Source organism: Janthinobacterium sp. SUN137 (assembly GCF_030587265.1).
Lineage (GTDB): Bacteria > Pseudomonadota > Gammaproteobacteria > Burkholderiales > Burkholderiaceae_D > Janthinobacterium > Janthinobacterium kumbetense.
The window spans coordinates 86,340-110,950 of record NZ_JAPWHZ010000005.1 but is presented as its reverse complement, the minus strand read 5'-3'; the positions used below and the strand labels follow the sequence as shown (position 1 = coordinate 110,950).

Annotated in this window: 18 protein-coding genes and 1 tRNA gene; all 19 read left to right on the top strand. The window is 63.6% G+C overall.

The annotated features are described in order from the left end of the window. Nucleotides 1–38: 38 nt before the first annotated feature. The 19 genes from O3298_RS24500 to epsE all read left to right on the top strand — a co-directional run bounded on the left by O3298_RS24500 (nt 39) and on the right by epsE (nt 24,603). The gene (locus O3298_RS24500) at nt 39–4,268 is read left to right on the top strand and encodes a two-component regulator propeller domain-containing protein (protein WP_305060750.1); all 4,230 of its coding nucleotides are present in this window, start codon (nt 39–41) and stop codon (nt 4,266–4,268) included. 86 nt (nt 4,269–4,354) lie between these two features. Beyond that, nucleotides 4,355–5,065, top strand: coding sequence for a response regulator (locus O3298_RS24495; protein WP_077400918.1), 711 nt, complete (start codon nt 4,355–4,357; stop codon nt 5,063–5,065). A 93-nt stretch (nt 5,066–5,158) separates the two neighbouring features. Beyond that, nucleotides 5,159–6,778 (top strand): AMP-binding protein, encoded by a 1,620-nt coding sequence (locus tag O3298_RS24490; protein WP_305060749.1) that lies wholly within the window; start codon nt 5,159–5,161, stop codon nt 6,776–6,778. Further along, entirely contained in the window at nt 6,775–9,150 is a 2,376-nt protein-coding gene (locus O3298_RS24485) for a bifunctional salicylyl-CoA 5-hydroxylase/oxidoreductase (protein WP_305060748.1), read from the top strand. Before O3298_RS24490 ends, O3298_RS24485 begins: the two co-directional genes overlap by 4 nt. Nucleotide 9,151: 1 nt before the next feature. Then, the gene (locus O3298_RS24480; protein ID WP_305060747.1) at nt 9,152–9,940 is read left to right on the top strand and encodes an SDR family NAD(P)-dependent oxidoreductase; all 789 of its coding nucleotides are present in this window, start codon (nt 9,152–9,154) and stop codon (nt 9,938–9,940) included. A 13-nt stretch (nt 9,941–9,953) separates the two neighbouring features. Then, the gene (locus O3298_RS24475; protein WP_305060746.1) at nt 9,954–10,466 is read left to right on the top strand and encodes a MarR family winged helix-turn-helix transcriptional regulator; all 513 of its coding nucleotides are present in this window, start codon (nt 9,954–9,956) and stop codon (nt 10,464–10,466) included. 2 nt (nt 10,467–10,468) lie between these two features. After that, nucleotides 10,469–11,323: an enoyl-CoA hydratase family protein gene (locus tag O3298_RS24470; protein WP_305060745.1), complete on the top strand. Its 855-nt coding sequence runs from the start codon at nt 10,469–10,471 to the stop codon at nt 11,321–11,323. Between the two features lies 1 nt (nt 11,324). After that, nucleotides 11,325–12,485: an acyl-CoA dehydrogenase family protein gene (locus O3298_RS24465; RefSeq protein ID WP_305060744.1), complete on the top strand. Its 1,161-nt coding sequence runs from the start codon at nt 11,325–11,327 to the stop codon at nt 12,483–12,485. A 17-nt stretch (nt 12,486–12,502) separates the two neighbouring features. After that, a complete protein-coding gene (locus O3298_RS24460) occupies nt 12,503–12,895 on the top strand; it encodes a RidA family protein (protein WP_099665086.1) in 393 nt (130 codons plus the stop codon). Nucleotides 12,896–13,014: 119 nt separating this feature from the next. Beyond that, complete coding sequence (locus O3298_RS24455; protein ID WP_305054474.1) at nt 13,015–13,788, top strand: PEP_CTERM-anchored TLD domain-containing protein; 774 nt, start codon at nt 13,015–13,017, stop codon at nt 13,786–13,788. A 340-nt stretch (nt 13,789–14,128) separates the two neighbouring features. Then, entirely contained in the window at nt 14,129–15,496 is a 1,368-nt protein-coding gene (locus O3298_RS24450; RefSeq protein ID WP_354669673.1) for an MBOAT family protein, read from the top strand. A gap of 8 nt (nt 15,497–15,504) precedes the next feature. Continuing rightward, on the top strand, nt 15,505–16,572 hold the full coding sequence (locus O3298_RS24445) for a hypothetical protein (RefSeq protein ID WP_305060743.1): 1,068 nt from the start codon (nt 15,505–15,507) through the stop codon (nt 16,570–16,572). 71 nt (nt 16,573–16,643) lie between these two features. Further along, nucleotides 16,644–16,718: transfer RNA gene (locus O3298_RS24440), tRNA-Arg, on the top strand. Between the two features lie 172 nt (nt 16,719–16,890). Then, complete coding sequence (locus O3298_RS24435) at nt 16,891–18,783, top strand: ATP-binding cassette domain-containing protein (protein WP_077400945.1); 1,893 nt, start codon at nt 16,891–16,893, stop codon at nt 18,781–18,783. Between the two features lie 176 nt (nt 18,784–18,959). Continuing rightward, nucleotides 18,960–19,622: a CAAX prenyl protease-related protein gene (locus tag O3298_RS24430; protein ID WP_289906155.1), complete on the top strand. Its 663-nt coding sequence runs from the start codon at nt 18,960–18,962 to the stop codon at nt 19,620–19,622. Between the two features lie 40 nt (nt 19,623–19,662). After that, complete coding sequence (gene epsL, locus O3298_RS24425; RefSeq protein WP_305056774.1) at nt 19,663–20,901, top strand: XrtB/PEP-CTERM-associated polysaccharide biosynthesis outer membrane protein EpsL; 1,239 nt, start codon at nt 19,663–19,665, stop codon at nt 20,899–20,901. Nucleotides 20,902–20,909: 8 nt separating this feature from the next. Beyond that, a complete protein-coding gene (locus O3298_RS24420; protein WP_099665081.1) occupies nt 20,910–22,292 on the top strand; it encodes an undecaprenyl-phosphate glucose phosphotransferase in 1,383 nt (460 codons plus the stop codon). Between the two features lie 527 nt (nt 22,293–22,819). Then, nucleotides 22,820–23,758, top strand: coding sequence for an EpsD family peptidyl-prolyl cis-trans isomerase (locus O3298_RS24415; protein WP_257218705.1), 939 nt, complete (start codon nt 22,820–22,822; stop codon nt 23,756–23,758). A 56-nt stretch (nt 23,759–23,814) separates the two neighbouring features. Then, entirely contained in the window at nt 23,815–24,603 is a 789-nt protein-coding gene (gene epsE / locus O3298_RS24410; protein WP_077400957.1) for a polysaccharide export protein EpsE, read from the top strand. Nucleotides 24,604–24,611 lie beyond the last annotated feature (8 nt).

Genomic DNA, 24,611 nt, shown 5'->3' with positions numbered 1-24,611 from the left:
GTGTGCGGGTTTTTCGCGTTTTTTTTGACAGGACGATTGTGCTGGTATTTCGACGTGTTTGCGATGTTGCTTTACTGTTAATTCTGCTGCTGGGCGTCCCGGCCGCGGCGGCGCCTGCGCCCACCCTGCGTTTTGACCAGCTCAGCGTCGACCAGGGCCTGGCGCAGGAGTCGGTGCTGGCCATCGCCCAGGACCGGCAGGGCTATATGTGGTTCGGCAGCCAGTCTGGCCTGAGCCGCTACGATGGCTACCGCATGGTCGTCTACAAGAATATCGAGGGCGACAAGACCAGCCTGGCCGACAATTGGGTGGGCGAGCTGCACGTCGATAGCCAGGGCCAGCTGTGGATCGGCACCGACAATGGCCTGGACCGCTTCGACGCCGCCAGCCAGACCTTCATCCATTATGTCCCGGCTGAAAAGAGCAAGCGCGGCAACGGCAACCGGCATATCCACGCCATCCTCGACGATGGCGCGCGCGGCTTCTGGATCGCCACCTCGGACGGCTTGCAGCATTTCGACCCGGCCACGGGCACCTTCCGCACCTGGCACCATGAAGAGGGCAACCCGCACAGCCTGGGCGACAATGAAATCAAGGCGCTGGCGCTGGACGCGCAACAGCGCCTGTGGATCGGCACGGTAACGGGCCTGGACATGCTGGCGCCTGGCAGCGAGCGCTTCGAGCATTTTGCCGTCGATACGGAGCCCGGCTCGAAATACAACGTGATCCAGTCGCTGCTGATCGACCGCCAGCAGAACCTGTGGATCGGCACCATGGCGGGCGCCGAGCGCTGGCGCCTGGGCGGCGCCGGCCAGCCGCCGCAGGCGCGCGTGCGCTTCGGCGAGAAGCATGGCTTTTCCGCCATCCGCGTCGCCAGCCTGTACCAGGATGTCGACGCCACCGTCTGGCTGGGCAGCAATGCCGATGGCCTGTTCCGCTGGCTGCCCGGCAGCGACACCTTCCTGCAATACCGGCACCAGACGGGCGACAAATTCAGCGTCGCCGACAACCAGCTGTCGTCCTTGTACCGCGACCGCGCCGGCACCTTCTGGGTCGGCTCCTGGTACAGCGGCGTGAGCCGGGTCGACCTGGGCAGTGGCGGCTTTTCGCGCATGGCGCGCGCCCCCGGCGACGTGGGCGCGCTGGCGGACAAGAAGGTGCGCGCCGTGGCCGATGCGGGCGATGGCAAGCTGTGGCTGGCCACCAAGGGCGGCCTGAAACTGTACGACACGCGCGACGGCAGCTCGCGGCTGTTCGATCTGCGCAGCTCGCCCGGCATGTCGCGCGACGAGCAGGTCACCACCCTGTACAAGGCGCCGGACGGCGTGCTGTGGGTGGGCGGCTCGACGGGCTTGCACCGCTTCGATCCGGCCCTTGGGCGTTTTTTTACCATGCGCTTTGCCGCCGGCGACCCGAACAGCGACACGATCCGCAATATCGTGAGCGACCGCAGCGGCATGCTGTGGGTCTCCACGCGGGGCGGCGTGCACCGTTTCGACCCCGTCAGCCGCCGCTTTACCACCTACCGCCACGACCCGGCCAACCCGAACAGCCTGTCCGACAACATGGTGCGGCCCGTGCTAGAAGACGGCAAGGGGCGCTTGTGGATAGGTTCCTTCCACGGCCTGGACTTGCTGGACCGCGCCAGCGGCCACTTCCGCCATTTCCGCCACGATCCGCAAAACCCGCATAGCCTGAGCCACGATGAAGTGCATTTCCTGCACGAAGACAAGCGCGGCGTGCTGTGGGTGGGCACGGCTAATGGCTTGAACCGCATGGACGTCGACGCCAAGGGCGAGATCCGCTTCCGGCGCTTCGTGCGCAAGGATGGCATGGCCGACGACGCCGTCGCCAGCATTCTCGGCGACGACAACGAGCAGCTGTGGCTGAGCACGAACAGCGGCATCACGCGGCTCGACGTGCGCAGCGGCCTGTTCCGCAATTACGACAGCGCCGATGGTACGGTGGAAGGCTCGTACTTCGATGGCGCGGCCCTGCGCGCGGCCGATGGCACCATGTATTTCGGCGGCTTCAACGGCATGACGGCGTTTGTGCCGGAGGATATCCACGACAACCGCGTGCCGCCGCTGGTGGCCATCACGGAGCTGCAGATATTCAACAAGCCGGTGGCCATCGGCCGCGGCGAGTTCGCGCACGTGCTCAAGGCGGCGATCGACCACACGCGCAACCTGGTGCTGACCAGCCGCGAAAGCGTCTTTTCGCTGGAATTCGCGGCCCTGCATTTCGCCGCGCCCCAGCGCAATATGTTCGCCTACCGGCTCGAAGGCTTCGATCAGGACTGGGTCATGACGGATGCGGGGCGGCGCTTTGCCACCTATACCAACCTCGATGCCGGCAACTACGTGTTTCGCGTCAAGGCGGCCAACAAGGATGGCGTGTGGAACGAGAGCGGCGCCACCCTGGCCATCACGATCCTGCCGCCGTTCTGGAAAACCTGGTGGTTCCGCACCCTGATGGCGGCGCTGCTGCTGGGCGCCATCTATGGCGCGTACCGCCAGCGCGTGCGCGCGCTGCGGCATCAGCAGAATGAACTGGAAAAGCAGGTCAGCGAACGCACGGCCGAGTTGCAGAGCAAGGAAATCGAAGTGCTGGCGCAGTCGGAAAAGCTGGCGCAAGTCAACAGCAGCCTGACGAAAAACGAGGAAAGTCTGCGCCAGGCCAAGCGCAAGGCCGAGGACGCGACGCGCCAGAAGTCGGAATTCCTGGCCAACATGAGCCACGAGATGCGCACGCCCCTGGCTGGCGTGATCGGCATGCTGGGCTTTGCCCTGCGCGACGAGCAGCTGCACGACGCCACGCGGGAGCAGATCCTGCGCGGCCAGGCCAACGCCCAGTCGCTGCTGGTGATCATCAATGACTTGCTCGATTTTTCCAAGATCGAGGCGGGCAAGCTGAGTATCGAAAACATCGACTTCGCGCTTGGCGCGGCGATCGAGACGGTCGTCACCCTGTTCGAGGAGCAGGCGGCCGCGCGCAGCATCGGTTTCGCCATCGATTTCGCGCCCGACCTGCCGCCCTTCGTGGTGGGCGACCCGACCCGCTTGCGCCAGGTGCTGGTCAACCTGGTCGGCAATGCCTTCAAGTTCACCCAGCGCGGTGGGGTCAGCCTGAGCGTCGAACGGGCCGGCGTGGCCAGCGGCAGCAGCGGACGCAAGGTCAACCTGATCCGCTTTACCGTCAGCGACAGCGGCATCGGCATCGATGCCGAGGCCATGGCGCGCCTGTTCCAGAAATTCGAGCAGGCCGACGCCAGCACCACGCGGCGCTACGGCGGCACGGGACTGGGCCTGGCGATCTGCCGCCAGCTGGTCGAACTGATGGATGGCCAGATCGAGGTGGCCAGCACGCCGGGGCAGGGCAGTACCTTTGCCTTCACCTTGCCGCTGGCCGATGGCGTGGCGCCGCCGCTGGTGCCGCAGGTGGCGCTGGCGCCGCACAGCCACCAGTTGCGCGTGCTGTGCGCGGAAGACTTCCCCACCAACCAGATCATCATCCGCGTCATGCTCGAAGAGCTGGGGCACCGGGTCGACGTGGTCGCCAACGGCGTGCTGGCGGTGGCGGCTTGCGTGCATACGCGCTATGACCTGATCCTGATGGATGGGCGCATGCCGGAGATGGACGGCGCCACGGCGACGCGCCTGATCCGCGTGGGCGGCTGGCCGGACCAGCCCGTGCGCGACCAGGAATTGATGATCGTGGCCCTGACGGCGAACGCCAGTGAAGAAGACCGCAGCCGCTATCTTGGCGTCGGCATGGATGATTTCCTCAGCAAACCCGTCGACGAGGCGGTGCTGCATGGCTTGCTGGCGCGCGCCATCGAGCGCCAGCTGCAGCGCGGTTTCATGTTGCCGCGCATGCCGTCGAACGCGCCGCGCGGCACGGCGCGGGGACAGGCCGAACTCGACGCCCTGTTCGGCATCGCGCCGGCACTTCCCGTCGCGGCGCCTTCCCAGTCCATTCGCAGCGGCGAACTGCAACGGCGCATCCGCGTCGCCTTCGTCGCCGACCTGGAAGGGCGTTTGCGTGAACTCGACGACGCCCTGGCGGCGCAGGACAAGGACAACGCCGGGCGCCTGCTGCACGGTTTGAAGGGCAGCGCCGCCTACCTCGATGAAACGCAGCTGCACATGCTGTGCACGGAAATGGAAGAAGCGGCGGACGGCGGGCGCTGGACGCAGGTGGCCCTGCATTTGCCGCAATTGCGCGCACTGTTGGCGCAAATAGCTGTTTTGGACAAGGAAATGTAAAATAGGCAATGCCGGCCATGGAGCGCGCGGCGAAACTGGGTAGAATACGGCCAGGCACCGAGACGCTGCCGCCAATGGAGAAAGCAATGAAAGTACTGGTGGTTGACGATGATGTCGTGTCGCGCATGGTATTGATGCATCTGATCGACAGCTGCGGCGTGCACGATATCGTGGAAGCCGAAGATGGCGCGGCGGCGTGGGAGCAGCTCGAAGGCGGCTTGCGCCCGTCGTTGTGCTTCTGCGATTTGCGCATGCCGCGCCTGTCCGGCATGGAGCTGCTGCAGAAAATCCGCTCCGACAGCGCGCTCGATGCCATGCCGCTGGTGCTCGTGTCGTCGGCCAATGACCAGGATACGGTGCGCGACGCCGTGCAGGCCGGCGCCGCCGGCTACATCGTCAAGCCTTTCCAGCCGGAGCAGGTGCGCCAGCATATCGACGCCTGCTTCGACGTCTCGGCCTTGCCGGCCGAGGCGCCGCGCGACACCTTGCAGCGGCTGGGCATCGACAGCGAACGCCTGCTGGCGTATCTGACGGGCTTCCAGGGACAGATAGTCGCCGCCAGCGAACAGGTCGACGCCTTGCTGGCGCGCGGCGAACCGGCCCAGGCGCGCCAGCAGCTCGAACGGCTGCACCTCGGTTGCCGCACCCTGGGGTTGCATGGCGCGGAAGCCGGGATGATGGCCCTGCTGCAGGCCTCGGTGCTCGATGGCGACCAGATGCAGACGGCGCTGGCCGCGCTGGCGCGCAGCGTGGCGCAGCAGGCGCGCCTGCTGCGGCAACAGGACGGGATCGACTGAATCTGCTGTTTTTTGCTTGCCGGGAAAATACTTTAGGTTTAAAGTATCTGCTTCCGGGCCTTGTGCACGCGCCCGCTACCAGCCAGGATGAGCATGAGCAGCGACCCTTCGCCTACCACCGCATCTCCCCAGGACGACTTTGCGCGCACGCATTTGCCGCCGCGCGCACTCTGGCCGCAGCTGTGCCTGGACTTGCCCGAGTTGCAGTATCCGGCGCGCCTCAATTGCGTCGCCGCGCTGCTCGATGCCGCCGTGGCCAATGGCGGCGGCGGGCGCACCGCCATCCTTGCCGACGGCCAGCGCTGGACCTATGCACAGCTGGCGCGGCAGGTCGACCGCATCGCCCACGTGCTGCGCAGCGACCTGCGCCTGATCCCCGGCAACCGCGTGCTGCTGCGCGGCGCGAATACGCCCATGATGGCCGCCTGCCTGCTGGCCGTGCTGAAAGCCGGCTGCATCGCCGTGCCCACCATGCCGCTGCTGCGCGCGCGTGAGCTGTCCACCATCCTGGCCAAGGCGGAAGTGAACGCCGTGCTGTGCGCGCAAGGCTTGCGCGCGGAACTTGACGCGTTAGCGTCCCTGCCGCCCATGCTGTGCTTTGGCGCCGAGGGCGCCGAACTGGAACAGCGCATGGCGGCCCACGATGCGCCATTTGCCGCATGCGATACGGCGGCCGACGACGTCTGCCTGATCAGCTTTACCTCGGGCACGACGGGCGTCCCCAAAGGCACCATGCACATGCACCGCGACCTGCTGGCCATCTGCGACTGCTTTCCCCGCTCCATGCTGCAGGTGCGCGCTGACGATATTTTCATCGGCACGCCGCCGCTGGCGTTCACCTTCGGCCTCGGTGGCTTGCTGCTGTTCCCCCTGCGCTTTGGCGCATGCGCCGTGCTGCTGGAAAAACTCACGCCCGACGCCCTGCTGCGCGCCATTGATGCCTATCACGCCACCATCTGCTTCACGGCGCCCACCTTTTACCGTCAGATGGCGCCCCTGGCGGCCAGCCACGACCTGCGCAGCCTGCGTTTGTGCGTATCGGCCGGCGAGGCGCTGCCGCTGGCCACGCGCGACGCCTGGCAGGCGGCGACGGGCCTGGTCATGACGGACGGCATCGGCGCCACCGAGATGCTGCACATCTTCATTTCCGCCACGGGCGAGGGCATCCGCCGCGGCGCCATCGGCAAGGCCATCCCCGGCTACCAGGCATGCATCGTCGATGACGCCGGCGTGCCGCAGCCGCCCGGAGTGACGGGCCGCCTGGCCGTGAAAGGCCCTACCGGTTGCCGCTACCTGTCCGACCCGCGCCAGCGCGAGTATGTGCAGAATGGCTGGAACCTGACGGGCGACACCTTCGAGATGGATGCCGACGGCTATTTCTATTACCGCTCGCGCAGCGACGACATGATCGTCTCGGCCGGCTACAACATCGCCGGCCCGGAAGTGGAGGAGGCGCTGCTGCGCCACCCGGCCGTGGCCGAATGCGGCGTGGTCGGACGCGCCGATGCCGAGCGTGGCCAGATCGTCGAAGCGCACGTGGTGCTCAAGGAGGGCTGCCAGGCCAGCGACCTGCTTGCGGCCGAACTGCAGGACTTCGTGCGCCAGCAGATCGCCCCGTATAAATACCCGCGCGCCATCCATTTCCTGCCTTCCCTGCCGCGCACGGAAACGGGCAAGCTGCAGCGCTTCAAACTTCGCACGGACACTCCATGAATATTGTCTGCATCGGCGGCGGCCCCGCCGGCCTGTATTTCAGCCTGCTCATGAAAAAGCAGAACCCCGCGCACCGCATCACCGTCATCGAGCGCAACCGCCCCTACGACACCTTTGGCTGGGGCGTCGTGTTTTCCGACCAGACCCTGGGCAACCTGGCCAACGCGGACGAGCCGACGGCGCGCGCCATCCTGCAGGCGTTCAACCACTGGGACGATATCGAGATCCACTTCAAGGGCGAGACCGTGCGCTCCGGCGGCCATGGCTTTTGCGGCATCGGCCGCAAGCGCCTGCTCAACATCCTGCAGGCGCGCTGCGAGGAACTCGGCGTGCAGCTGGTGTTCGAGACGGAAGTGCAGGACGACCAGGCCATCGCGCGCCAGTACGGCGCCGACCTGGTGATCGCCAGCGACGGCTTGAACAGCCGTATCCGCACGCGCTATGCGGCCAGCTACCAGCCCGAGATCGACCAGCGCCATTGCCGCTTCGTCTGGCTGGGCACGCGCAAGAAATTCGAGGCCTTCACGTTTGCCTTCCGCCAGACGCCGCACGGCTGGTTCCAGGCGCATATCTACCAGTATGACGGCGACACCTCGACCTTCATCGTCGAAACGCCCGAACACGTGTGGCGCGCGGCGGGCATCGATGCCATGAGCCAGGAAGAGGGCATCGCCTTTTGCGAAGCCCTGTTCGCCGAGGAACTCGATGGCCACGGCTTACTGAGCAATTCGCCGCACCTGCGCGGCTCGGCGCAGTGGATCACCTTCCCGCGCATCGTCTGCCGCCAATGGGTGCACCGCCAGGATGGCGTGCCCGTCGTGCTGATGGGCGACGCGGCCCACACGGCGCATTACTCCATCGGCTCGGGCACCAAGCTGGCGCTGGAAGACGCGATCGAACTGGCGCGCTGCTTCGGCCAGCATGGGGATACTGCTGCCGCGCTGGCCGCCTACCAGCAGTTGCGCGCCGTCGAAGTGCTCAAGATCCAGAGCGCGGCGCGCAATTCCATGGAGTGGTTTGAAAACGTCGAGCGCTACAGCGCCATGGAAGCGCCGCAGTTCGCCTATTCCATGCTCACGCGCAGCCAGCGCATCTCGCATGAAAACCTGCGCCTGCGCGACCCTGCCTACGTGGCCGATTACGAGCGATGGCTGGCGCGGCGCGCGGGCGAGCAGGCCGGCGTGGCGATGCGGGACGAGGCCTTGCCGCCCATGCTCACACCCTTCCGCTTGCGCAGCGTGCTGCTGAAAAACCGCATAGCCGTCTCGCCGATGGCGCAATACAGCGCCGTCGATGGCGTGGCAGGTGACTACCATCTGATGCATCTGGGCGCGCGCGCCATGGGTGGCGCGGGGCTCGTGTTTGCCGAGATGACGTGCGTCTCGGCCGATGCGCGCATCACGCCCGCCTGCCCGGGCATGTACAGCGAAGCGCACACGCAGGCCTGGCGCCGCATCGTCGATGTCGTGCATGCCAACAGCGATGCGAAGATTGCCCTGCAGCTGGGCCACGCGGGGGCGAAAGGCTCGACGCGGCCCATGTGGGATGGCATCGACCTGCCCTTGAAAGAGGGTAACTGGCCGCTGATCTCGGCCTCGGAGCAGCAATACCTGGCTGGCGTGTCGCAGGTGGCGCGTGCGGCCACGGAAAGCGACCTGGCGCGCATCGAGCAGGATTTCGTGCGCGCCACCCTGGCGGCGGCCGTCGCCGGTTTCGACTGGCTGGAGCTGCATTGCGCGCACGGCTATCTGCTGTCGAGTTTTATCTCGCCGCTGACCAACCGCCGCACGGACGACTATGGCGGCAGCCTGGAAAACCGCTGCCGCTATCCGCTGCGCGTATTTCGCGCCATGCGCGCAGCCTGGCCGCAGGATAAGCCCATGAGCGTGCGCATCTCGGCCCACGACTGGGTCGAAGGCGGCATCACGCCCGACGACGCCGTCGTCATCGCGCACCTGTTCAAGCAGGCGGGCGCCGACCTGATCGACTGCTCCTCGGGTCAGGTCAGCAAGCTCGAACAGCCCGTGTACGGGCGCATGTACCAGGCACCGTTCGCCGACCGCGTGCGCAACGAGGCGGGCATCGCCAGCATGGCCGTCGGCTCGATTTTTGAAGCCGACCACGCCAACAGCATCATCGCCGCCGGGCGCGCCGACCTGTGCGCCGTGGGCCGGCCACACCTGGCCAACCCGGCCTGGACCCTGACGGAGACGGCGCGCATCGGCTACAGCGGCGCCGGAGCTGTCTGGCCGAAACAGTACCGGCCGGGCCAGCAGCAGCTGGAACGCAATCTGCAGCGCGAGCGCCAGCTGGCGGTCGCCAATACGGGTCTCACCCCGCAACAGGTAGCCGCACGGCTGCTGGAAGGATGACATGAAGACGCAAGCGATAATCGACAGGCACGCGCTGGTGACGGGCGCCGGCAGCGGCATCGGCCTGGCCTGCGCGGGCGCCTTGCTGGACGCGGGCGCCCGCGTCACCCTGGCCGGGCGCGACGGCGCGCGGCTGGCGCGCGCGCGCATGCAGCTGGAAGAAGAGGGCCATGCGGGCAGGGTGGCCATCTGCGTGCTCGATGTGGCCGTGGAAGCGTCCGTGCAGGCGGGTTTCGCGCAGGCCGCCGCGCATTTCGGCCGCATCGACATCCTGGTCAATAACGCGGGCCAGGCGCATGCGGCGCCTTTCGGCAAGACGGACGCCGCCATCTGGCAGCAGATGCTGGCCGTGAACCTGACGGGTGTGTTCCACTGCTGCCAGGTGGCCATGCCGGGCATGCTGGAAGCGGGCTGGGGACGCATCGTCAACGTGGCGTCGACGGCGGGCTTGAAAGGCTACCGCTACGTCAGCGCCTACGTCGCCGCCAAGCATGGCGTGATTGGCCTGACGCGCGCGCTGGCGCTGGAAGTGGCGCCGCGCGGCGTCACCGTCAACGCCGTCTGCCCCGGCTACACGGAAACGGACATGGTGGCCCAGGCCGTGCAGAATATCGTGCGCAAGACGGGGCGCGGCGAAGATGCGGCGCGCGCGGAACTGGCGGCCAGCAATCCGCAGCAGCGGCTGGTGCAGCCGCGCGAAGTGGCCGATGCGGTGGCGTGGCTATGCCTGCCCACGTCGGCCGCCATGAATGGACAATCGATCGCCGTCGCCGGCGGTGAAGTCATGTAACGGAATGAAGACCATGGATAAAGAACCCGACAATGTGCAGGACGAACCCGTGCTGGATCTGGCCAGCCGGTTGACGCAGGACCACCACCAGTCGCTCAAGCTGTGGCTGCGCATGCTCTCGTGCACGGTCAAGATCGAAAACGAGGTGCGCACGCGCCTGCGCTCCACCTTCGGCATCACCTTGCCCCGCTTCGACCTGATGGCGCAGCTCGAACGCTTTCCCGAAGGTTTACGCATGGGGGAACTGTCCAAACGCATGATGGTCACGGGCGGCAATATCACGGGCATCACCGACCAGCTGGAGCAGGAAAAACTGGTGGCGCGCGTGGTCGACCCGAAGGACCGCCGCTCGTACAGCGTCAAGCTGACACCGGCGGGCCGGCGCGCGTTCGACGAAATGGCGCGCGTGCACGAAGGCTGGATCGCCGAACTGCTGCACGGCGTGACGCCGGACGACAAAACCCGATTGATCGACCTGCTGTCGCACATGAAGCAGCAGTTGAATAACACCCCCCTAAAGGACTGAGCATGCGCCATCTCCCCGGCCAGCCGCAAGACCTGCCAGGCAACCGCGCCAGCCTGGCCGGCTACGCCGCGCGGCATTTCCTGTTTTCCGTCGACGCAGGCGTCGCCACCCTGACCTTGCACCGGCCCGAGCGCAAGAATCCGCTCACCTTCGATTCGTATGCGGAGCTGCGCGAGCTGTTCCGCGCGCTGGCGCATGCGGACGACGTCAAGGCCGTGGTCATCACGGGCAGCGGCGACAATTTCTGTTCGGGCGGCGACGTGCACGACATCATTGGCCCCCTGACGCAGCTCGATATGCCCGGCCTGCTGGCATTTACCCGCATGACGGGCGACGTGGTGAAAGCCATGCGCGCCTGTCCGCAACCCATCGTCGCCGCCATCGACGGCATTTGCGCGGGCGCCGGCGCCATGCTGGCGCTGGCCTCCGATATCCGCATCGGCACGGCGCGCAGCAAGACGGCCTTTTTGTTTACCCGCGTGGGCCTGGCCGGCTGCGACATGGGCGCCTGCGCCTTGCTGCCGCGCGTGATCGGCCAGGGCCGCGCCGCCGAATTGCTGTACACGGGGCGCTCCTTGCCTGGAAGCGAGGCCGAACGTTGGGGCTGGCTCAACCGCCTGGTCGAGCCGGAAGAATTGGCCGAGGCGGCGCAGCTGTTCGCCGCCGGCCTGGCCGGCGGCCCCACCTTCGCGCACGGCATGACGAAAAAAATGCTGCAGCAGGAGTGGAACATGGGCGTCGATGAAGCCATCGAGGCGGAAGCGCAGGCGCAGGCCATTTGCATGGCCACCAACGATTTCCACCGCGCCTATCACGCCTTCGTGGCGAAAGAAAAACCGCAATTCGAGGGCGACTGACATGAGTAGCACGCGTGATACGACTTACCTGGACTGGCCGTTTTTCGAAGCGCGGCATGCAGAGCTTGAGTCTGAACTCAATGCCTGGGCTGCGCGGCACCTGCAGGAAGCCCATGGCGCCGATGTCGATGCCGCCTGCCGCGCGCTGGTGGCGCAACTGGGGCAGGGCGGCTGGCTGACATACGCGACGGGCACCGATGGCAAGATCGACACGCGCGCCATTTGCCTGATGCGCGAAACCCTGGCGCGCCACAACGGCCTGGCCGATTTCGCCTTCGCCATGCAGGGACTCGGTTCCGGCGCCATCGGCCTGTTCGGCAGCGCGGAAAACAAGGCGCGCTATTTGCCGGACGTGGCCAGCGGCAAGCGCATCGCCGCCTTTGCCCTGTCCGAGCCGCAGGCCGGCTCCGACGTGGCGGCGATGGCGTGCGCGGCGCGCCGCGATGGCGACGACTACGTGCTCGATGGCGAAAAGACGTGGATCTCGAACGGCGGCATCGCCGACTTTTACGTGGTGTTCGCCCGCACGGGCGAGGCGCCGGGCGCGCGCGGCATCAGCGCCTTCATTGTCGACGCGGACAATCCCGGCCTGGAAATCGCCGAGCGCATCGCGGTGATCGCGCCGCACCCGCTGGCGCGCCTGCGTTTCAATGCTTGCCGCGTGCCCGCCACGCAGCGCCTGGGCGAGGCGGGGCAGGGCTTCAAGGTGGCGATGGCCACGCTGGACGTGTTCCGCACGTCGGTGGCCGCCGCCGCGCTGGGCTTTGCGCGGCGCGCGTTTGACGAGGCGCTGCGCCACGCCATGGCGCGCCAGATGTTCGGCCAGACCCTGGCGGACTTCCAGCTGACGCAGGCAAAATTAGCGCAGATGGCCACCGGCATCGAGGCGGCTGCCTTGCTGACCTACCGCGCCGCCTGGCAGCGCGACCAGGGCCGCAAGGTGACGAAGGAAGCGGCCATGGCCAAGCTGACGGCCACGGAAACGGCGCAGCAGGTGATCGACGCGGCCGTGCAGCTGTTCGGCGGCATGGGCGTGGTCAGCGATCATCCGGTCGAGCGCCTGTACCGTGAAATCCGCGCCTTGCGCATCTACGAGGGCGCCAGCGAAGTACAGCAATTGATCATCGCGCGCGAATTGCTGCGCGAGGCGGGACATGTATGAATAACCAGGAGAATGCAATGCAAGTGCTGCAACCACCGGGATGGGCCAGGCCGCGCGGCTATGCGAACGGCGTGGCCGCCAGCGGACGCACGGTGTACGTCAGCGGCATGATAGGCTGGGATGCGCAGGGCCGGTTCCATACGGACGATTTTGCGGGGCAGGTGCGCCAGGCCTTGCAGAATATCGTCGCCGTGCTGGCGGAGGCGGGCGCCTTGCCCGAGCACATCGTGCGCATGAACTGGTATGTGCTCGACAAGAAGGAGTATGTGGCGGCGTATCCGCAAATCGGCGTGGCGTACCGCGAGCTGATCGGCAAGCACTTTCCAGCCATGACGGCCGTGCAGGTGGCCGGCCTGATCGAGGATCGCGCCAGGGTGGAAATCGAGGTGACGGCCGTGCTGCCGCCATGATGGCTACAATAAACTATTGTCTTAACTGCATTTCAATTGAAATAAATTAATGCAATTAATATATCACCCTGTGCTATATTGATATGCCGAAAATTCGCGGCATATATACAGGGGGAGCGATGCAACAACAAATCATGCTGAAAATCAAGGCGGTGCGGCCCGTCACCTTGCTCGCCGGTGCCTTGCTGTGCATCGGCAGCGTTCCTGTCGCCTCGGCGCAATCCTTGCTCAACGGCGCGCAGGAAGCACAGCTGTCCGCCTGGCTGGGCGAAGGGCCGCTGGCGCTGACGGCCATCTACACGAAGTCGGCGGGCGACACCTCGCGCGACTTCCACCTGGCCGCCGACGGCAAGGGACGCACGTTTTCCGTGATGCAGGCGAGCAACGCCGCCGGCCAGACCTGGCTGGTGGGCGGCTACAACCCGCAAAGCTGGAATTCGTCGGGTACCTACAACATGACGCCGGAAGACCGCGACCGCACGGCCTTCATCTTCAACCTGACGTCGGGCCAGTATTTCCGGCAGACGCCGAAAACCTATGCGCTGGACTCGGTGGGGGCGTATCAAACCTTCAATGATATCGACGCCGGCCCCACGTTCGGCATCGGCGCCGACCTGGGCATGTCGGCGGACCTGAGCACCAATGGCATTTCTTCGCGCTATTCGTACATCGACCCGGTCAATGGCATCTTTGGCGCAAGCTTGCTCGATGGCGCGCCGTATGGCTCCTATCCGAACGTCACGTTTGGCGCCATGCAAGTATTTAGCGTCAGCGCCGTGCCCGAGCCCGCGATGTTGCAACTCATGCTGGCCGGCTTGTTGCTGGTTGGTGCAGGCGTCGCGCGGCGCAGGAAATTCAGCGTGCCGCCGTTTGCCACCATGGGTCACAAATAAGGCAGGACGCTGGTACGAGTTCGGCAGCGTGGCGGGAAATGGTGTGCAGGAATGGCTGACGGCGACGGCGCGCCTGGCCGTGGCAGTCCGGCGCATGCCCGCACGTTGTGCGGGCAAGAGTTCGTCTCGTCACCATGTTCAGAATAATAATAAACAAATATCAGCGTTAAAAGCATAAACTTGCCATTGCTGGCTGCCAACGCGTTACGTATAAGCAACTTTATGGAATTGCACCGTGTTATTTAATTCATTTCCGTTCTTTCTGGTGTTCTTGCCGTTGGCGTTGCTGGGATACTTTCTCCTGTCAAAATACTCGCTGCGGCTATCCATAATTTTCCTGTTGCTGGCCTCGCTTGCATTCTATAGCTACTGGGATGTCGCCTACCTGCCGCTGTTGCTGCTGTCAATCTGCTGTAACTTCAGCATTGGCCGAGTCGTTTCGAAACGTCAAGAGACGGGCCGCAAGCGCGAGGCAAAGCACTGGCTGTGGCTCGGACTCGCCTTCAATTTGTCGCTGCTGGTGTTTTTCAAGTATTTTGATTTTTTTATCAGCAATATTGCCACCCTGACGGGGGCGACATTCCAGCCGCTGGGGATTACCCTGCCGATCGGCATCTCGTTTTTCACCTTCACGCAAATCGCCTACCTGGTCGATTGCCACGCCGGCAAGGTCAAGGATTACCAGCCAGAAAGCTATGGTTTGTTCGTCACCTACTTTCCGCACCTGATCGCCGGTCCGATTCTGCATCACAAGGAGATGATGCCGCAGTTCGTGCAGGCCGAATCGCATGTCTTCAGCCGCGGGCGCCTGATCGTCGGCCTAACATTCTTCACGATTGGCCTGTTCAAGAAAGTCATCTTGGCCGATGGCATCGCGCGCTACGTCGCACCCGTCTTCGACCTCCATCACGCCCATTTGAGCATGCTGGAGGCATGGGCTGGTGCGCTGGCCTATACGTTCCAGCTGTATTTCGACTTTTCGGCCTATTGCGACATGGCGTATGGCTTGTCCTATATGTTCGGCATTATCTTGCCGATTAACTTTCTCTCGCCATACAAGGCGACCTCCATCATCGATTTCTGGCGCCGCTGGCACATCACGCTGTCCAATTTCCTGCGCGATTATCTGTATATCCCCCTGGGCGGGAACCGCAAGGGCGGGTTCTTGCGTTACCGCAACCTCCTGATCACGATGCTGCTGGGCGGACTGTGGCACGGCGCCAACTGGACCTTTGTGGTCTGGGGCTGCTTGCACGGCGCTTATCTGATCGTCAACCATGCCTTGCGCCATCTGCTGGGCCAGCGCAGCAACCTGGCGATACGGGCCGGCGGCGCACTGGCGACTTTTTTTGCCGTGGTGCTGGCCTGGGTGTTTTTTCGCGCCAGTTCCCTCGAGGTGGCGCTGGACGTGCTGCAAGCCATGGGCGGAGGCACGCTGACGCCCGCCATGCAGGAAAGCATGCTGGGCGTGAACCGCATCATGCAGCTGAGTTCCTGCCTGTGGTGGCTGGGCGTTTGCGCCGCCATCGTTTTCTTCCTGCCGAATGTGTATGAGTTGCTGGGGCGAGGCTTGCGCCTGTCGACGGAGCAGCGCCTGGACAGTGGCCGGGGCAGCGTCTTGCTGGGGGCCATGTTGATGCTTTGCCTGGTCTTGCTGGCAATTAGCGAGACGCGTGGCGTTTCTGAATTCTTGTATTTTAATTTCTGACAAATCATATGCGCTCCATATTTGCGATAGGCCTGGGTGTGCTGGTCACGGCACTGGCGTTGGAAGCGTTCCTGCAATGCATGCCGGTGGTGTCCGGATTGCGCATGGAGCAGAGCAGCGAGCAGCGCCCGTATGCCCGTTATCTGCCGCAGCAGGACTACGTGTATTCGCACGGCTGGGCCATGGCGAATGCCCGGCATGGCCGCACGAATCGGCAGGGCTTTACCAACTCCCCCGATTTCAAGGATGGCGCGGCCGTGCTTGTCATCGGCGACAGCTTTATCGAAAGCCTGATGCTGGAATACCCGGAAACCCTGCAAGGCCGGCTGAGTCAAGCCTTGGGCGGCGGCGTGTATGCCGCCTCTGCCTCGGGCAACGGCTTTGCCGACGCGCTGGAAGTGTTCCGTCATACGCGTGCGCAGCTGCATCCGCGCACGGTGGTGATGTTTGTCGAGCCGATGGACATGCTCGACATCCTGGCGCCGGCGCAGCGGGGCCACAGCATGTTTGTCAGCGAAGGGAACGATATCAGGCTGGTGCATGTTCCCTATGTCGAGTCCAAGGCCAAGCGGCTGGTCGCCTATTCGGCCCTGGCCCGTTATATCTATTACAACTTGAAATTTCCTGACTGGTTGATGAGCCAATTGCGCCGCAGTCCTCCTGCCGCGGCGCAGGAGCCGGCCGCCAGCGCGCCTGATGCACGCCGCGCCGCCGCGCTCGAGTACTACATGACGCAATTGCGCGCGCTGGGCGGCGCTGGCGATACGCGCTTTATCTTCCTGGTCGACGCGGACCGGAACATGCTGTATGCGCCGCAGAAGGCGGTACCCAACTGGAAAGCGGGCGATCGCGCATTTTTCATCCAGACGGCCCTGCGACACGGCCATCAGGTGGTGGACATGCAGCCGGTATTCGCGCGCCATTGGGCGCAACAGCGCGAGCGCATGGATTTCCTGCCGATGGACGGCCACTGGAACCCGGTGGCGCACGATCTGGCGGCGCAGCAAATCCTGCCCTTGTTGCCTTCGGCATCGCCTGCGTTGCCGGCGCCATTGCGGCAGGTGGCAGGGCACTGAGGCGCCGGCCCCACGCACGCGCTGCCGGACTGTCAATGGCAGGAACTAGCCTGTATAATGCCGCTGCGCGTGTCGCCATCGTACAATGGATAGTACAAGGTCCTCCTAAGACTTAAATGCAGGTTCGATTCCTGCTGGCGACACCACGTTTCCACGCAACGCGCGTCGGCAGCCTGTGATCATCCAGGCGGTAATTACTGGTCGATGGCGATTGAAGTCCGAGTTATCGGTACAATGCGTGCTTCATTCATCCAATCGGCGGCTGTTTTGCACACCACGCGGTGTGCGCGAGACGGCGCCCGAGCACTCTTACTCATTATGGCTGTCATTTCTCTTTCATCGGCGCAACTTGCGTTCGGTCACGTCGCGCTGCTCGATCACGCGGAATTTTCACTGGAAACCTCGGAGCGGGTCGGCTTGATCGGCCGCAACGGCACGGGTAAATCGTCGCTGTTGAAGGTTATTTCGGGCAAGTTCAAGCTCGATGATGGCTTGTTGGTAATGCAACAAGGCATCAAGATCGCGTATGTGGAGCAGGAACCGCAATTCGACCCGGAAATGTCCGTGTTCGACGCCGTCGCGTCCGGCATGGGCGAATCGCAGGCGTGGCTGAAGGAATACGATGCGTTGACGGGCCAGTTTGGCCAGGGCAATGACGACGAACTGATGGAACGCATGCACGACATCCAGGTCAAACTCGATGCGGCCGATGCATGGAGCTTGCCGAACAAGGTGGAAACCGTGCTCGACCGTCTGAACCTGACGGGCGACATGGCCATGAAAACCCTGTCCGGCGGGATGCAGAAGCGCGTGGCCCTGGCGCGCGCGCTGGTGTCGGCGCCCGACGTGCTGCTGCTCGATGAGCCCACCAACCATCTGGACTTCAGCTCCATCCTGTGGCTGGAAGGCTTGTTGCGCGACTTCAAGGGCAGCGTGCTGTTCATTACCCATGACCGCTCCTTCCTCGACAACGTTGCCACGCGCATCATCGAGCTCGACCGCGGCCGTTTGCTGTCGTATCCGGGCAACTTCACGGCGTATCAAGTGCGCAAGGCGGAGCAGCTGGAAATCGAAGAAGTGGAAAACGCCAAGTTCGACAAGTTCCTGGCGCAGGAAGAAGTGTGGATACGCAAGGGCGTCAAGGCCCGCCGCGTGCGCGACGAAGGCCGTGTGCGCCGCCTGGAAGCGCTGCGCCTGACGCGCAATGCGCGCCGCGAACAGCAAGGACAAGTCAAGCTGGACGTCTCGGCCGGCGAACGCTCGGGCAAGATCGTGGCGGACCTGGAAAACGTCTCGAAGATTTACGGCGACAAGGTCATTGTCAAGGATTTCAGCGCCACCATCTTGCGCGGCGACAAGGTCGGCCTGATCGGCGCCAACGGCGCCGGCAAGACCACCCTGCTGAAGATGATCCTCGGCGAAGAGCAGTCGGACACGGGCACCATCCGCCTGGGTACCAAGCTGCAAGTGGCGTATTTCGACCAGATGCGCACGCAGCTGAACGAAGAGGCGAACCTGATGGAAACCATCGCGCCGGGCAGCGACTGGGTCGAGATCAACGGCCAGCGCCGTCACGTGATGACGTACCTGAACGACTTCCTGTTCGCGCCGGAACGTGCCCGTTCGCCCGTCAAGTCGCTGTCCGGTGGCGAGCGCAACCGTTTGCTGCTGGCGCGTCTGTTCGCCAAGCCGGCCAACGTGCTGGTGCTCGATGAACCGACCAATGACCTGGATATCGATACTCTGGAATTGCTGGAAGAGTTGCTGGAAGAATACACGGGCACCGTCTTCCTCGTCAGCCATGACCGCACCTTCCTCGACAATGTGGTCACACAGGTGATCGTCGCCGAAGGCGAGGGCAAGTGGCGCGAATTCGTCGGCGGCTACACGGACTGGGAGCGCGTGCGCACCTTGCCGATCGCCACGGCGCCAGCCAGCAAGCCGGCCGTGAAGGTCGAGGCTGCCGCGCCGGCCGCCAAGCAGAAAAAGCTCAGCTACAAGGAACAGCGCGAGCTGGAAGAGTTGCCGAAACTGATCGCCAAGCTGGAAGACGAGCAATCGGTGCTGGCCGCCGAACTGTCGCATCCGGACTTCTACAAGAAGACGCCAGCCGAAGGCAAGCGCCTGAATGCGCGCGTGGCCGAGATTGAAGGCGAACTGCTGGAAGCGCTGGAAAAGTGGGAGCAGATCGAGGCGCGCGCGAATAGCTGATGCTTTTTTGCATACCCTGTTGTAATTAAGTCAGGATTATTTGCCACGGCAACGGTTCTGCTTGATATAATTATATAATTATATTTATTACATCGGAGGATGCATGTTTGTCATGAAAAACATGCGCTCCGGACCACCGCGTCCGGCGCGCAGCTCCTCCTCCGATGCGTGGCAGCATGTTTGACCGCGCCGCCTTGCCCCGGGTAGCGCCATTCCTGGCCTATCTCTCCTTCATTGCCATTGCCGACATACTCGGCCGCCTGGGCGTCGCCGCGCAGGACTTGCGCTGGCTGTATGTCGTCAAGATCGGCGTCGTGCTGGGCTTGTTGTTGTACTGGCGCCGCAGTTACACGGAATTACGGTGGACGCCGTTGGGCGCGCGTGCCATTCTCGGGGCGCTGGCAGGCGGTGTTGTTGTTTTTTTGCTGTGGATTAATCTCGATGCCAGCTGGATGAGCATCGGCAAGCCTGACGGTTTCGACCCCCGCACCGATGGCCGCATCGAGTGGAGCCTGGTTGTGCTGCGCATCGCCGGCGCGGCGCTGGTGGTGCCCGTGATGGAAGAGCTGTTCTGGCGCTCCTTCCTGCTGCGCTGGATCGACAAGCCGGACTTTTTGCGGGCCGATCCGCGCCTGGCCAGCGCCAAGGCCTTTGCCATCAGCGTGTTGCTGTTTGGCTTTGAGCATAATTTATGGCTGGCCGGCATGGTGGCCGGTGCGGTCTATAGTTTGTTGTACATGCGTAGCCAGTCCCTGTGGTCGCCCATCCTCGCGCACGGCGTGACGAACGGCGTGCTGGGCCTCTGGATTATTTCTGGTGGGCACTGGATTTACTGGTAGTATTGCCTATCAACTGTGTGATCTTTCAAAGACAAAATCCATGTTGAATTCCTTGCGTAAAAAAGCCGTTGCCGCCGCCTTCACGGCCAGCCCACGTTTGCCGGTTGCGCTGTTGCTCTTGGGCACCCTGGCCAGCGGCGCCGCCGTGGCCGATATCAGCGACACCATCAAGCCCTTCGTTGCCACGTCCTATTCGTACGACGACAACCTGATGCGCCTGCCGGACGATGTGCGGGGTTTTTCCGGCCCCCGTTCGGATACGTCGAGGATGCTGCAGGCGGGCTTCCTGTTCAACCGTCCCATCGGCCGCCAGATACTGACGGGCCAGGCCAAGTGGTCGAAGGTGAGCTTCAACCGCTTCAGCCAGTTCGACTACGACGGCAAGGATTACCTGGCCGACCTGGAATGGCACATCGCCAACCACCTGGAAGGCCATGTGGGCGCCAGTTATTCGCAGACCCTGACGCCGTTCAGCGACTTCCAGAGCTCGGTGCGCAATCTGCGCACGCAGCGCCGCGAGTACGTGAATGGCGCGTGGCGCTTCCACCCCAGCTGGCGCGTGCGCGGCGGCCTGTCGCGCGACCGCTACTCGTATGACCTGCCGTCGCAGGCGTTTTCCAACTGGGTGGAAGACGCGACGGAATTTGGCGTCGACTACCTGGCGCGCAGCAATAGCCGCGTCGGCGTGCAGCTGCGCCACCTGAATGGCAAGTATCCGAACCGCGGCGCGTTCGACGCCAGTGTGTACGGCAACGGCTATAGCCAGGACGAGGTCAAGGCCAATGTCCTCTGGGATTTCAGCGATATCACGCAGATGGAATTCCTCGGTGGCTGGGTGCGCCACCGCAACAACTTGCTGTCCGGGCGCGATACCAGCGGCACGAATGGCCGGCTGAGCGTGTACTGGAAGCCGTTGGGCAAGGTCAATTTCACGGGCATCGTCTGGCGCGAATTCGGTTCCGTCGACAATTCGCTGGTGACGAGCAGCCTGAACACGGGCGCCAGCCTGGGCGCGACCTGGACGGCCACGTCGAAGGTGCGCGTGGATGCGCAGCTGCGCCAGGAACGGCGCGATTTCGAGGCCGTCAGCGGCCTGGTGCTGCCCGGCGACGGGCGCGACACCACGCGCACGGCTTCGCTGGGCGCGACGTATGCGCCGCACCGGAAAATCCAGCTTGGCGTGCGCGTGTTCCACGAGCGGCGCGAAGGCGTCGCCATCATCGATAGCGGCAGCTACCGGGCCAAGGGCATTTCCTTCAATGGCAGCGTACAGTTTTAAAGATCAACATGACTGTCAATGATATACCCCTGATTTCGTTTTTCCAGCGCGTTCTCGACCCGATCATCATCATGGGCTTGCTGTACCTGATGACGGTGTTGTCGGGTTCGACCTTCACCGGCTATACGCTGGTGCTGATGATACTGGCTGTCTTCATTTCATCGACGGTCTACCAGCATGTCGACCCCTACCGTACCTGGCGCAGCGGCCGCATGCTGGCGTATGCGCGCGATATCCTCGTCGGCTGGACGATCGTCGCGCTGATCCTCACCTTCCTGGGCTCGGCCACGGGCCTGGCCTATCATTTCGATACCGAAGTTGTGCTGGCCTGGTTTGTCCTCACGCCCTTCGTGCTGCTGGCCGGGCACCTGGCCGGGCGCAGGTTCAGCCTGCGCCCGGACGGCGACAGCGAAGTGCGCTCGGTGGTCATCATCGGCGCCAACGACGCCAGCCTGAAGTTTGCCGCCACCGTCGAGCGCAATGCCAACCTGTTCATGCACGTGCACGGCTTTTTCGATGACCGCACGGACGACCGCTGGCCGGAAAAGATGCGCGAACCCATGCTGGGACGCATGGATGATATCGCCTCCTACGTGCGCGAACACAACATCAAGATGATCTTCATCAGCCAGCCGATTTCGGCCCAGCCGCGCATCCGCAAGATGCTCGACGAGCTCGAAGATACGACGGCTTCCGTGTATTTCCTGCCGGATATTTATATCTTCGACCTGATGCAGGCGCGTTTCGACAACGTGGGCGGCATGCCCGTCATCGCCATCCGCGAATCGCCGTTCACGGGCTTTAACAGCATGGTCAAGCGGGGCAGCGATATCGTGCTGGGGCTGATGATCCAGATCCTGCTGCTGCCGGTGATGCTGGTCATCGCCATCGCCGTCAAGACCACTTCGAAAGGCCCCGTGATTTTCCGCCAGCGCCGCTATGGCCTGTATGGCGAGGAAATCGTCGTCTACAAGTTCCGCTCCATGACGGTGGGCGAAGATGGCGACACGGTGGTGCAGGCCACCAAGAACGACCAGCGCGTGACGCGCGTCGGCGCCTTCCTGCGCCGCAGCTCGCTCGACGAGCTGCCGCAATTTCTCAACGTCCTGCAGGGCCGCATGAGCATCGTCGGGCCGCGTCCCCATGCCGTCGTGCACAACGAGCAGTACCGCAAACTGATCAAGGGCTACATGCTGCGCCACAAGGTCAAGCCCGGCATTACGGGCTGGGCCCAGGTCAACGGTTTGCGGGGCGAGACGGAAACGCTCGACAAGATGGAGGCGCGCATCCATTTCGACCTCGATTACCTGCGCAACTGGTCGCTGTGGCTGGATCTGTGGATTATCGCGCGCACGGTCAAAGTGGTGCTGGCGCGCGAGAACGCCCATTGAGCGTCAGTATGCTGCCCGCAGGAAAAAATAGCGTTTGAATATACTTTGCACGGAGTCAATACGCGTTAAAATGGAGCATCTATAGAGCACCAGCGCATTACGCGACCACTCCGCGCTCACCTTGCCACGAGTCGTGCCGGCCATGCGCCATTACTTTCCTCTTGGAAAGGGTTCACGATGTGAGCAGTATCCGGCCTTGCCCCTGCCGGACGTGCGTCACCCTGACGGGAAGCCGTCCGGGACGGCACGCGCCAACTATCGATTTTAAAGTCGGTCTGAACCACGCAATACATAATTTTTTGCAATCAAGTAGACTGTGGAAATAGTTGTTTTTATATCTCATTAGTAGATTTTTAAGCAAATATTTTGCTTGTCGTCATGCATTATGTGTATTATGTTTACAATATTGTTAATTATTTGACGAATAACTATTTTTCGGGGCATCCGTGCAGTGCAGCCTGGCCATGGCCCGTTATACTGCGCCGGATTTTCCACCCCCGTCATACCTGTCATCCGAAGGAGCACGCTTGAATCATTTTATTCACTCCCGCCCCGCGCCACGTTTGTTGTGCGCCGCCCTGGTCCTGCTGGCCGCTGCTGGCCTGTCCGCTTGCGGCAACAAGGAAAAAAAGGCTGGCCAGGCGCTGGCCAGCGTGAACGGCGAAGAAATCACCGTCTTGCAGTTGAATGAAGAGTTGCAGCGCGCCGGCGTGCAGGCGCCGCAGCAGGCCGCGGCCAGCAAGCAGTTGCTCGAGTCGCTGATCGACCGCCAGTTGCTGCAGAACGAAGCGGCCAAGGAAAAGGTCGACCGCGATCCGAAAGTCATGCAGGCCATCGAGCGCGCCAAGGCGCTGATCGTTGCCCAGGCATACATGCAAAAGCGCATCGGCGCGGCCACCCGCCCGAGCAAGGCCGAAGTGGAAGAGTATTTCGCGAAAAATCCGCTGTTCTTCAGCCAGCGCAAGCAATTCGATCTGCGCGAGCTGGTCATCCCGACGGCGGCGCTGAACGATGAGCTCAAAGCCGTCATGGACCGCGCCAAGTCGCTGGAAGACGTGGCGCAATGGCTCGAGGAGCACAAGATCGCGTTCGGCCGCACCCAGGTGTCGCGCACCAGCGCCGACCTGGCGCCCGAACTGAGCAGCAAGCTGCAATCGATGCCGAAGGGCCAGCTGTTCATCGTGCGCGAAGGCGAGCGCAGCCTGCTCATCGCGCTGGCCGATATCAAGGACAGCCCGGTGGGCCTGGACGCGGCGGCGCCGCAAATCGAGCAATTCCTGGCCAACAAGAAGAACAAGGATGCGGCCGAAGCGGAACTGAAGCGTCTGCGCGCCAGCGCCAAGATCGAGTATTTCAACAAGGATGCAGCGGCTGCGGCCTCGGCTACGGCCAGCGCACCTGCGGCAGCGGCGCCGGCGAACAGCGCGCATGAAGCCAACGAGCGCGGCGTGGCGGGCTTGAAATAAGTGACTTATCGACAAGTAGTTAAACATCAGCAATCTACCAACGGGAATCTGTAATCATGAAACGACTCGCAAACTGGATGATGGCGGCCTTTCTGGCCCTCGCCGCAGGCATGGCCGGTGCAGCCGATGTCCCCCTTGGGGCTGGTGACGTGCTGAAAATCTCCGTCTACGGCAACCCGGACCTGGGCCTGGAGACGCGCGTGAGCGAAGCGGGTGAAATCACCTTCCCGCTGGTAGGCGCGGTGGCCGTCGGCGGCCTGTCCACGTCGGCAGCGGAAAAGAAACTGGGCGGCTTGCTCGAGAGCGGCGGCTTCCTGCGCAAGGCGCAAGTCAACATCATCGTCACCAGCCTGCAAAGCCAGCAGGCGTCCGTGCTGGGCCAGGTCAACCGTCCGGGCCGCTACCCGGTGGAAGGCAAGCGCAGCGTGATGGACATGCTGGCCATGGCTGGCGGCGTCAGTCCTGACGGCGCCGACCAGATCACCGTGATCCGCAAGCGCGGCGGCACTGCCACGCGCGACGTGGCCGACATTCTCGACATCGTGCGCAACGGCGACCTGAAGGGCGACATGGAAGTGGGCGGCAACGACATCATCTACGTGGAACGCGCGCCGCGCTTCTACATCTATGGCGAAGTCCAGCGTCCGGGCGCTTTCCGCCTGGAACGCAACATGACCGTGCTGCAAGCCCTGTCCGTGGGCGGTGGCCTGACCTTGCGCGGCACCGAACGGGGCGTGCGCGTCAAGCGCCGCAATGCGGAAGGCCAGATGGAAGTGTTGTCGGTCAAGCATGACGACCTGCTGCGCGTCGACGATGTCGTGTATGTCCAGGAAAGCCTGTTCTAAGAGCAACT